8 protein-coding genes and 1 pseudogene are annotated in these 10,577 nt (G+C 64.2%); 2 read left to right on the top strand and 7 right to left on the bottom strand.

The window, feature by feature from the left end:
- Positions 1-260 precede the first annotated feature (260 nt).
- The 6 genes from BFP96_RS12560 to BFP96_RS12535 all read right to left on the bottom strand — a co-directional run bounded on the left by BFP96_RS12560 (position 261) and on the right by BFP96_RS12535 (position 6,530).
- A complete protein-coding gene (locus BFP96_RS12560) occupies positions 261-1,142 on the bottom strand; it encodes a LysR family transcriptional regulator (protein ID WP_065896159.1) in 882 nt (293 codons plus the stop codon).
- Positions 1,143-1,338: 196 nt separating this feature from the next.
- A complete protein-coding gene (gene ycaC / locus BFP96_RS12555) occupies positions 1,339-1,956 on the bottom strand; it encodes an isochorismate family cysteine hydrolase YcaC (protein WP_065936317.1) in 618 nt (205 codons plus the stop codon).
- Between the two features lie 22 nt (positions 1,957-1,978).
- Entirely contained in the window at positions 1,979-3,817 is a 1,839-nt protein-coding gene (locus BFP96_RS12550; protein ID WP_065895590.1) for an amidohydrolase, read from the bottom strand.
- Positions 3,814-4,404: an antibiotic biosynthesis monooxygenase gene (locus BFP96_RS12545; protein ID WP_065895589.1), complete on the bottom strand. Its 591-nt coding sequence runs from the start codon at positions 4,402-4,404 to the stop codon at positions 3,814-3,816. The genes BFP96_RS12550 and BFP96_RS12545 overlap by 4 nt, the downstream gene beginning before the upstream one ends.
- 94 nt (positions 4,405-4,498) lie before the next feature.
- On the bottom strand, positions 4,499-5,308 hold the full coding sequence (locus BFP96_RS12540) for a hypothetical protein (RefSeq protein WP_242522264.1): 810 nt from the start codon (positions 5,306-5,308) through the stop codon (positions 4,499-4,501).
- Positions 5,309-5,621: 313 nt separating this feature from the next.
- Entirely contained in the window at positions 5,622-6,530 is a 909-nt protein-coding gene (locus BFP96_RS12535; RefSeq protein ID WP_065895588.1) for a LysR family transcriptional regulator, read from the bottom strand.
- A gap of 204 nt (positions 6,531-6,734) precedes the next feature.
- Here BFP96_RS12535 and BFP96_RS12530 point away from each other — a divergent pair, with 204 nt between their 5' ends.
- Together BFP96_RS12530 and BFP96_RS12525 are read left to right on the top strand one after the other, a co-directional pair.
- The gene (locus BFP96_RS12530) at positions 6,735-7,133 is read left to right on the top strand and encodes a helix-turn-helix domain-containing protein (RefSeq protein ID WP_065888313.1); all 399 of its coding nucleotides are present in this window, start codon (positions 6,735-6,737) and stop codon (positions 7,131-7,133) included.
- Positions 7,134-7,191: 58 nt separating this feature from the next.
- Positions 7,192-9,963, top strand: a complete 2,772-nt coding sequence (locus BFP96_RS12525; RefSeq protein WP_065936316.1) for an ATP-binding protein — start codon at positions 7,192-7,194, stop codon at positions 9,961-9,963.
- Here BFP96_RS12525 and BFP96_RS12520 read toward each other — a convergent pair.
- A pseudogene (locus BFP96_RS12520) lies at positions 9,910-10,577 on the bottom strand (transcriptional regulator); the annotation flags it as partial. The gene BFP96_RS12525 and the pseudogene BFP96_RS12520 sit on opposite strands and share 54 nt — an antisense overlap.

The raw sequence follows: 10,577 nt of genomic DNA, 5'->3' as shown, positions 1-10,577 counted from the left end.
AGAGCGTTTTGCTTACTTTTGCGCTTTTCAAAAGTGAGCCGCTGTAAAAGCGGAACCCATAGCAGCCGTTACCGCAGAAACGGATATGTACTCGGTCCAATCCAGCATCCTGGTCGGCTCAGAGGCCGCCATCGGGGCCAAGTCGAATCGTCGCACCGCCCCTCCCACATTTGGACCGGGATCGACACAGCATATCGGTCGGCTCCAAGGCCGCTGTGCGCGGATCTTGGGGCGCCCCGTTAAACACAGCGGGCAGTCGCTCAGCAACCGCCGGCCAGGCGTTCGCGCAGGAACTCGACCAGCGCCTGCACCGGCCGCGAACTCTGCCGGTGCTGGGGGTACACCGCCGACAAGGTCAGGGCTTCGGGCGCGAACGCGTCCAGTACGCTGACCAGGCGGCCGTCCTTCAACGCATCGCCGACGATAAAGGTCGGCAGGTAGGTCACGCCCAGTCCGGCAATTGCGGCGTCGCGCAGCAAATCGCCGTTATTGACGCGCATGCGCCCGCTCACATTCAGTGCTTGCAGCTTGCCCTTGAAACGCCATTGCACCTGGCGACCGTGCCCGTAGGGCAGGCAATCGTGATCGGCGAGGTCATCGGGTTTGTGCGGCGTACCGCGCAGGGCCAGGTAGTCGGGGCTGGCGCAGTAGACGCGAGGGATGCTGGCAATACGTCGGGCGATCAAGGTGGAATCTTCCAGGGTGCCGATGCGCAGTACCAGATCGTAGCCTTCACCGATCAGGTCCACCGGGCGGTCGCTGAGGTCGACTTCCACCGCGACTTCCGGATAGCGCTGCAGGAACAGCGGCAGCAGGCACCCCAAATGCGCCATGGCAAACGACAGCGGCGCGCTGAGGCGAAGGGTGCCGCGCGGTTCACTGTTCTGGCCGGCGATACCCTGTTCCACTTGCTCGACGTCACTGAGCAGGCGCAAGGCCGATTCGTAGTAGCTCTGGCCCAGCGGCGTGACATCCAGGCGGCGCGTGGAGCGATTGAGCAGGCGCACACCGAGGCGGTCTTCCAGCTGGATCAGGCGGCGGCTGACGAACTGCTTGGACAGGCCCAACTGCTCGGCGGCCGCAGTAAAACTGCCGGACTCCATGACCTGGCAGAACAGGCGCATGTCTTCGAAGGGGTTCATTGTCGCTTCTCGGTGGACGATGGGCTGTTTTATAACCGGTCAGTGACCACACCACAAACCCAATGTGAAACACAATCAAATGTGGGAGGGGGCTTGCCCCCGATGGCGGTGGTTCAGACACAGCAACTGTGACTGTTGCACCGCTATCGGGGGCAAGCCCCCTCCCACAGGGATTATCTACAGCTTTGAGACTGGGTTACTTGGCGGTGAATGCCAAGTAGCTGTTCATCAGGTTGCGGTAGTTGGGGATGCGCGGCGACAGCAGGTTGGCCAGGCCTTCCATGTCGTTGCGCCAGTCAACCTGCAGCTCGCAGGCCACGGCGAACCAGTTCACCAGTTGCGCACCGGCAGCGGTCATACGCGCCCAGGCTGCTTGTTGCACGGTTTCGTTGAAGGTACCGGAAGCGTCGGTGACCACGAACACCTCGAAGCCTTCATCGAGGGCGCACAGGGTCGGGAACGCGACGCACACATCGGTCACCACACCGGCAATGATGATCTGCTTGCGGCCGGTGGCCTTGACGGCCTTGACGAAATCTTCGTTGTCCCAGGCGTTGATCTGGCCAGGGCGAGCGATGTACGGCGCATCAGGGAACAGTGCCTTGAGTTCCGGCACCAGCGGGCCGTTGGGGCCGGCTTCAAAGCTGGTGGTCAGGATGGTCGGCAGGTTGAAGAACTTCGCCACGTCGGCCAGGGCCAGCACGTTGTTCTTGAATTCGTTGGGGGAGAAATCCTGCACCAGTGAGATCAGGCCGGTCTGGTGATCGACCAGCAGGACAACCGCGTCGTCTTTGTTCAAGCGCTTGTAAGTCATGGGTTAACTCCGTTGGTGTTGGTTAGAAGGCAAAGCACGAGCAGCCGAACGCGCCCCAGAAGCCCTGGAAGTCGCTGACCGGCACGCTGGAAAAACGGGCTTTTTCATGGCGGTGGGCATGCACGCCGCAGGGGCCGCTGCACTGGTGTACTTGAGCTTGCAGCGGTGAAGTCGGCCGCCAGTGCCCCGGCACCTTGACCACCGGCGACCAGTCCGGCAGCACCGGAACCCGTGGCGGTGCGTAATCGTCGAAGTCGCCGGCGCCATATACCACCTTGCCGCCGACCACGGTCAGTACCGACTCGATCCACTTGATGGCTTCTTCGTCGACGCTGAAAAAATCCGCCGACAACGCTGCAACGTCGGCCAGTTGACCGACCTTGATCTGGCCCTTCTTGCCCTGCTCGGACGAGAACCAGGCGCTGCCGTGGGTAAACAGCTCCAGTGCGGTGAGGCGCGGCAGGCCCTCGGCGTGCAGCTCCAGGCCACCGACGGTGCGGCCGCTGACCATCCAGTACAGCGATGTCCACGGGTTGTAGCTCGACACCCGCGTGGCATCGGTGCCCGCGCCTACCGGTACGCCTTCGGCGAGCATGCGCTTGATCGGCGGCGTCGCTTCGGCGGCCTTGGCCCCGTAGCGCTCAACGAAGTATTCGCCCTGGAACGCCATGCGGTCCTGGATCGCAATACCGCCGCCGAGGGCGCGCACGCGCTCGATGTTTTTTGGCGTGATGGTTTCGGCGTGGTCGAAAAACCACGGCAGGCCATTGAACGGAATGTCACGGTTGACCTTCTCGAACACGTCGAGCATGCGCGAGATGGATTCGTCGTAAGTAGCATGCAGGCGGAACGGCCAGCGCTGTTCCACCAGGTGGCGCACCACCGGTTCCAGCTCCTGCTCCATGGTCAGCGGCAGGTCCGGACGCGGTTCGAGGAAGTCTTCGAAGTCGGCGGCGGAAAACACCAGCATCTCGCCGGCACCGTTGTGGCGCAGGTAGTCATCGCCCTGATGCAGGGTGACGCTGCCGGTCCAGTGCTTGAAGTCGCTGAGCTCTTCCTTGGGCTTCTGGGTGAACAGGTTGTAAGCGATGCGCACCGTCAACTGCTGGTCCCTGGCCAGTTGCTCGATCACCGCGTAGTCGTCGGGATAGTTCTGGAAACCGCCGCCGGCGTCGATGGCGCTGGTCAGGCCCAGGCGATTGAGCTCACGCATGAACTGGCGGGTGGAGTTGACCTGGTACTCCAATGGCAGTTTCGGGCCTTTGGCCAGGGTCGAGTACAGAATCATCGCGTTGGGCCGCGCCACCAGCATGCCGGTGGGGTTGCCGTTGCTGTCACGCACGATCTCGCCGCCCGGTGGGTTCGGCGTGTCTTTGGTGTAACCGGCCACGCGCAACGCCGCACGGTTGAGCAAGGCGCGGTCGTACAGGTGCAGCACAAATACCGGCGTGTCCGGCGCGGCCTGGTTGAGTTCTTCAAGGGTGGGCATGCGCTTTTCGGCGAACTGGAATTCGTTCCAGCCGCCCACCACGCGCACCCATTGCGGCGTGGGGGTGCGGTCGGCCTGGTCCTTGAGCATGCGCAGGGCATCGGCCAGGGACGGCACGCCTTCCCAACGCAACTCGAGGTTGTAGTTCAGCCCGCCGCGGATCAGGTGCAGGTGCGAGTCGTTGAGGCCGGGAATCACGGTACGGCCCTTGAGGTCGATGACCTCGGTGGTGCTGCCGCGCAGGGCCATGGCTTCACCGTCGGTGCCCACGGCGACGAAGCGCCCGTCACGAATGGCGACCGCGCTGGCGCGAGGGTTTTCCCGGTCCACGGTGTGGAACTGGCCATTGAACAGAATCAGATCGGCGTTCATGGGGTTTCCTTTACAGAGGCTTCCAGCCAGGGAGCGAACAGGCGAGTGGCCGCCGGCATCAGCAGGTAAACCACCAGCAGCACGATGGTCAGGGTGACCAGGAAGGTGGAGACCACGTAGTTGGACAGAAACGGGTGCAAACGCAGGATCGGCCCCCAGATAAACGGCAGGAGCAGGGTTTGCGGCAGGATCACACACAGGCTCACCACCGCCTGCTTCCAGCGCGGCGGCTTGGCGGCGCCGTCGGCCTGGGGGGCGAACCAGAATTCATTGGCGGCGCCGACTTCAGTCTGGTCGCCGTCGGCCAGCATTGGCGCCGCTTCGTCGATCAGGGCCTGGCGTTGCGGGGAGTCGAGCCACAACTCCAGGGCGTCGGTGGAGCGGTAGCGCAGTACGCAGGTAAACAGGGCCATGCCGCTCTGCTGGCTGCGCACCACGTCGACGCCAAGGTGACCGGGGCGTTCACCGGCGGTGCGGACGATGCGGCGCAGCCAGGCTTCGTACTCGGTTTCACGGCCGGGCTTGACCCGGTGCTTGACGACCAGCGTGACGACTTCGTCGGGGCTGATGTTGGGTGTTGGGTCCATGATGGGTGTTTCCCCCCGGTGCATTGAGCGATGGGGGGAGTGTGCTGGGCAAAGGCGGTGGAGAATTGAATGTATGTGCTGTTTGCCGCGACGCTCAGCCTGGCTTTTGGTAACCGACGCCCTGGAAGGAGAACTTGAGCGCCTTACCCTCGCCGTTCACTCGAGTCACTTGCAGATCGCCGGTGATCGAATTGCGGAACCGACCATACAACCCCTCGCTCTTGACTGAACCCACCTTGATATTGCCTTGGTCATCCGTGGTAAAGGGCGCGGAAAAGCTGCCTGCGGTCGGCGCTATCTGCGAACTGCGATCGATCTCCTTACCGTAGTGTTCGACGAACCCGCTATAGCTCGTGGTCAAGCTGACCTTGCGATCGACGTAAAGGTCTTTGACGTGTTGCCTGGGCCCGAGGTGCTCGGGGTCCGTGACGTCCTGGATATACCCGCTCAACCGTTGCGGATTCTGCGGGTCTTGCTCCACCGTGAGGTTGTATTGATGACCGAACGTGAAATCCACGGTTGTACTGTTGCTCGCCCCCGGGCCACCGTCCGCGTCGCAACTGCCGTCTGGAGCGGTAAAGTGCGACCCGAACCCGGAAAACGGCACCTGCGCCTTGCCGTCCTCCCCTGGCTGCAGCCCGATATACCCGTCGCCGAGGGAATTACCCTGTGCGTCATTAATGCCGAACTGCATCGCGTAATAAATCCCCGCAGGCTCGCTAGGGGTTCTTTGCGCGCCCGCGCCAATACTGATTGGAAAAGTAAGGTTGCTCACCCCCTGGCCTGATCCGGGAACCGTGTAGGAAACGAGGTACATCCCATCGGGTGCTGAGGCCTCCTTCTTCACCTCCAGACGCGGATCGCTCACCCTGTCCAGTTTTGACGTCTCGACAGTCACCGGCATCGCCCCCGGCGTGGAGACGACAGAGCGGGTTGAGCCCGCGAGGCCAGCCCCCGAATCAGCGCTCGCGGGTATTGACTCCGGGCGCCGCGACGCCGAAGCGGGCGCGTCATGACCCGGCTGTGGTGTAACCGGTGGAATAACCTGTGGCCTCTGAGAGATATACATAGTCGCTACCCGCCCCTGCTTGAAAGTTGACCCATGGTAGGCGGGCCAACCCCAGGCGGGCAGCCGGAAAAAGCGTGCGCATCGTTAGGACTTTGCTGTATGTCGAGGCCGGCCAGGTGAGACCGCGTTCGGCGCCGGGGCTGAACCGCTAAACCTCTGCGGCCATATGTTGCGCAATCTTGCCCCGCAACCAGCGCTCGGCCGGGTCATTGTCATGCACCCCGCTCCACACCATCGACAGCTCTGCCGCATCAATCGCGAACGGCGGGTCTTCGGCCCGCAGGCGGGTGCCCTCGGTCAATGCACACGCCGCGTAATCGGGCACGGTCGCGATAATCTGCGAACCGGCCAGCAATGCGCGCAGCCCGCTGAACTGCGGCACCGCCAGCACCACCCGCCGCGAACGGCCGATGCGTGCGAGGTCCAGGTCGATATTGCCGCTCAAATCACCCGAGAACGACACCATGGCATGGGGCCTGGCGCAGTAATCGTCCAGGCTCAGCGGCGCCTCGCCATCATCGCCGCGCAGCACCTTGCAGGGAATATCGCGCAGCTTCCTGCGCTTGGCGTTGGCCGGCAGTTCGGTGGTGTAGCTCACCCCTACCGAGATTTCACCGCTGGCCAGCAACGACGACATCAACAGGTAATTGGCCCGGCGCACCACCACGATGATGCCGGGTGCTGCTTCGCGCAGGTGACTGAGCAAGGGCGGAAACAGCCCGAACTCGGCGTCGTCGGACAGGCCGATGCGAAACACCGCGCAGCTGGTGGAGGGGTCGAAATCCTTGGCACGGCTGACGGCGCCCGAAATGGTGTCCATGGCCGGTTGCAGTTCCTTGAGTATCGCCACCGCCCGTGGCGTGGGTTCCATGCCGCGACCGTTGCGCAGCAGCAACGGGTCGTCGAACAAGTCACGCAGGCGGCCCAGTGCCGCGCTCACCGCCGGCTGGCCCATAAAGAGTTTCTCGGCGACCCGGGTCAGGTTCTTCTCGAACATCAGGGCTTCGAAAATCACCAGCAGGTTCATGTCGACGCGGCGCAGGTCGTTGCGGTTCATGGCGGTATCCAGACGGTTTGCAGGGGGTCAGGGAAGCACGCCCGCAACGCTCGCGATTGCACACCTGTGCTGTCTTTTCCCCGCCGGCACCTGGCGAAATTAACAACGATTAACTCGTCAGCCAGGCGGTCCGGCAACAAGATGAACGGCGTCTACACTGCATCCATTCAACGGGAAAGCTCCCATCGACTGCGGATATTTGTCATGGCCCGACTCGAGCAATATGCCCCTCGTCTATCCGCCACCGGAGGCCTGTGCCCCCGGCGCGAGCGTATCGCCAAGCAACTGATCCTCGCCAACCTCGGCGAAAGCCTGAGCATCGCCGAGCTGGCCCAGGCGTGCGCGTTGTCGCGCAGTCACTTTTCCCGCGCCTTCAAGTGTTCCACCGGGGTGTCGCCCCAGGAGTGGATTCGCCACCAGCGCATCCTGCGCGCCAAGGAACTGATCACCGGTTCTTCCCTGAGCCTTACGCAGATCAGCCTGGAATGCGGCTTTTGCGACCAGGCGCACTTCTGTCACATGTTCACGCGCAGCGAGGGCGTGAACCCGATGACCTGGCGAAATCACCACTCGCGCTCCAAGCCCGAGGTGATCGCAGCCTAGTGGTCTTCAAGCGCCTGGAATATGCTTGCCCATCCGTTACTCTTGAACCTGGGCAGCCATGAATGAGTTGAGCGACCAGGCCGTGCACTTCGGCCCCTACCGCATCCATCCGCGCGAGCGCCTGGTGCTGGAGGCCGGTCGCCCGCTGCGCCTGGGACGGCGGGCGGTGGATATTCTGCTGATCCTGCTGGAGCACGCCGGCAATGTGGTGAGCAAGCAGGAGCTGATCGCGCGGGTCTGGCCCAAAAGCGTGGTGGAAGACGGCAACCTGCGGGTGCACATGGCCGCGTTGCGCAAGGCCCTGGGCGACGGCCAGGCCGGGCAGCGCTATATCGTCACGGTCGCCCAGCGCGGCTACAGTTTTGTCGCGCCACTGAGCATCGAACCGATGACGCTACCCACCGACGGCGCGCCCCAACGCCCAAGCCACAACCTGCCGCTGCGGCGCACGCGCATGATCGGCCGCCAGGCCCTGATCGATGCGCTGGTGCAGCAACTGCCGCAACAACGTTTCATCACCCTGACCGGCGCCGGTGGCATCGGCAAGACCACCGTCGCGCTGCGCGTCGCGGAATTGCTGATCGGGCATTACCGCGATGGAATTCATCTGCTGGACCTGGCGCCGCTCAGTGCCGCGTCGATGATTCTGCCCAACCTCGCCGCCTTGCTGGGTGCCGCACCCGGGGAGAATGCGCCGCTGGCAAGCTTCGCCCGCAGCTTGCAGGCACGCCAGTTGCTGCTGGTGATCGACAACTGCGAGCACCTGCTCGACGACATCGCCCTGATCAGCGAAACCCTGTTGCGCCATGCGCCGCACCTGCACATCCTCGCCACCAGTCGTGAAGCGCTGCGCGCCGAAGGTGAGTCGGTGCAACGCCTGGAGCCGCTGAGTTGCCCGCCCGCCACCGGCAACCGCGCCCAGGCCCTGGGTTACCCGGCCATGCAATTGCTGATCGAGCGGGCCATGGCCCATCAGGACAGCTTTGCCCTGAGCGATGCCGACCTGCCGCTGGCCATCGATATCTGCCAGCGCCTGGACGGCATTCCGCTGGCAATCGAGCTGGTGGCCGCGCAGATCGAGCGTTTTGGCTTGCCGGGGCTGCTGGTGCAGATGGAGGATAACTTTCGCCTGCTGACCCGCGGACGGCGCAACGCCCTGCCCCGCCAGCAAACCTTGCGGGCCACGCTCGACTGGAGCTTTGACATGCTCACCGAAGGCGAAAAAATCTGCCTGCGCAGGCTGGCGGTGTTTCGCCGGGGCTTCAGCCTGGTCAGCGCGGCGGCGGTGATCGCCGGGGAACACGTGGCCCTGGCCGAAGTGCTCGGCTCCATCACGCAACTGGTGGCCAAGTCGCTGCTGAATGTGGACGCCGGCGAGGAAGAGATGGTCTATCGCCTGCTGGATATCACCCGCACGTATGCCCTGGAAAAGCTCAGCCTCGCGGGCGAACTGCAAGCCACGCGCGAACGCCATGCGGCACGCTGCCTGGCGCTGATGGAACAGGCCCGCGGTGATTGGGAACTGATCGCCACCCAGCCCTGGATCGAGCGCTACGCACCGTTGCGCGAAGACGTGCGCGCCGCCCTCGACTGGGGATTTGCCGACGACGCGGGGCACTTGCTGGCGATCCGCCTGACGGTCAGTGCGATGCCCCTGTGGCAGGAACTGTCGTTGCTGCGCGAGCATGCCGGTTATGTGGACAAGGCGCTGGCGCTGATCGATCAGGTCGAAGCGCCCTGTACGCAATTGACCCTGCAACTGCAATTGGCCCTGGGCAGCCTCTCCTACCACGCCCTGGGCGCCGCGCCGCAGACCATTGCGGCGTTTGTCGGTGCCGCGCGCCTGGCCGAAGAACGCCAGGACCTGGCCGGCCAGTTACGCGCGGTCTCCGGGCATATGGCGGTAAACCTGTGTGCCGGGCGCTATGACCAGGCGCTGCAACAGAGCCTGCAATTTGATCGCCTCGACCCACGCACCGAGCCGCTGCTGGACCTGAGCACCCAACGCCTGCGCGCCCTCGCCCGGCATTACACCGGCGATCAGGCACGGGCACGGCATCATGCCGAGCAGGTGCTGCAACGGATGAGCCACAGCGGCCACGTGAACCGCTTCGCCCATGGCGTTGGCGTGCAGTACGACCAGAGCGTCGCGTCCCTGACCGTCCTGGCGCGCATCCTTTGGCTGCAAGGCTTCCCCGAACGTGCCTGGCGCACCGCGAGCCAGGCACTGGAGCTGGCGCTGCAGATCAACCACGGCACCTCGATCTGCTACACCCTGGCCTTGGCTGGTGTAGTCATCGCCCGCTACAACGGTGCCGACGACGAGGCACAGGCCATGCAACGCCTGCTGCTTGAGCAGGCGCACAAGCATTCGGTGCAACTGTTCCAGACCTGGGCCGGGCACTATGCCGGTATCCTGGGCGACCAGGATCTGCAGGGCCTGGGACTGATCGAGGACACCCTGGTCACCTTCGGCATGCGGCAGGTCGATGAGCCGGGCATGCACCGCGCGCGCAGTGGCGCGGCGGGCTGGTGCGCGCCGGAAATCCTGCGGGTGTACGCCGGGCAGGTGGCACTTCTGGGGGATACCCACGGCGCTGAAACGCTGCTGCTCGAAGCCCTTGGCCTGGCAAGCCGGCAAGGTGCCCTGGCCTGGGAGTTGCGCTGTGCGGGCTGCCTGGCGCAACGCTGGCAGCAACAAGGGCGTAGGCAAGCCGCCAGGGATTTGCTGGAGCCGATCTACGCTCGATTTACCGAAGGCTTCGCCACCCGCGATCTACTGCGCGCACGCCGCCTGCTCGACGAGTTGCAGGACAAACGGCCGGCCTGAAAACTCACCCAGGCACTGCCCATAACCTTGCTGCAAGCGCTCGACCTGAAGCGGATCGCGCAACTGCGCCAGGGCGTAGCTGCGCACGCTATTGAGCAGGCGATAGCGCGTCGGGCCCGGGCCAGGCTCGGCGGTCAGCAGCGACAGATTGACCAGACGCGCCAGCAGGTAGGACAAATCGGCGTGCTCAAGCTCGGTTCCGCTGACCATTTCACGCAAGGTGGGCAGGGTCACCGCCATCTTGAACAGGCCCAACTGCAGGAACAGCCAGCACTCCGGCAGGCTCAGGCGCTCGTAGCTCCAGTCCAGCGCGGCGGTCATTGAGCGATGGCGTTCCACCGCCGTGCGACGACCGTGGCTCAGCCCGTGCAGGCCGCTGCGCAATTGCCGCTGCACACCGCCGATACCCAGGGCGTCAACCTGGGCGGCCGCCAGTTCGAGGGCCAACGGGATACCGTCCAGGCGCCGGCAAATATCACGCAGCGGCATCAACTCCTGGGGCCGCAACACAAAACCCTGCTGATTGGCGCGCGCCCGTGCGACGAACAACTGCACGGCGGGACAGGTCATGGCCTGCTCGACACTGCCCAGCGCCGACGGCGACGGCACGCCCA

This window comes from Pseudomonas sp. 34 E 7 (assembly GCF_900005715.1).
Classification (GTDB): domain Bacteria; phylum Pseudomonadota; class Gammaproteobacteria; order Pseudomonadales; family Pseudomonadaceae; genus Aquipseudomonas; species Aquipseudomonas orientalis_A.
This window is presented reverse-complemented; position numbering and strand designations above follow the sequence as displayed.

What these genes read in the sequence shown, in the direction of transcription:
- BFP96_RS12560 (WP_065896159.1), bottom strand. Translation starts at nt 1,142, where the DNA reads ATGAACCCCTTCGAAGACATGCGCCTGTTCTGCCAGGTCATGGAGTCC.
- ycaC (WP_065936317.1), bottom strand. Translation starts at nt 1,956, where the DNA reads ATGACTTACAAGCGCTTGAACAAAGACGACGCGGTTGTCCTGCTGGTC.
- BFP96_RS12550 (WP_065895590.1), bottom strand. Translation starts at nt 3,817, where the DNA reads ATGAACGCCGATCTGATTCTGTTCAATGGCCAGTTCCACACCGTGGAC.
- BFP96_RS12545 (WP_065895589.1), bottom strand. Translation starts at nt 4,404, where the DNA reads ATGGACCCAACACCCAACATCAGCCCCGACGAAGTCGTCACGCTGGTC.
- BFP96_RS12540 (WP_242522264.1), bottom strand. Translation starts at nt 5,308, where the DNA reads ATGCCGGTGACTGTCGAGACGTCAAAACTGGACAGGGTGAGCGATCCG.
- BFP96_RS12535 (WP_065895588.1), bottom strand. Translation starts at nt 6,530, where the DNA reads ATGAACCGCAACGACCTGCGCCGCGTCGACATGAACCTGCTGGTGATT.
- BFP96_RS12530 (WP_065888313.1), top strand. Translation starts at nt 6,735, where the DNA reads ATGGCCCGACTCGAGCAATATGCCCCTCGTCTATCCGCCACCGGAGGC.
- BFP96_RS12525 (WP_065936316.1), top strand. Translation starts at nt 7,192, where the DNA reads ATGAATGAGTTGAGCGACCAGGCCGTGCACTTCGGCCCCTACCGCATC.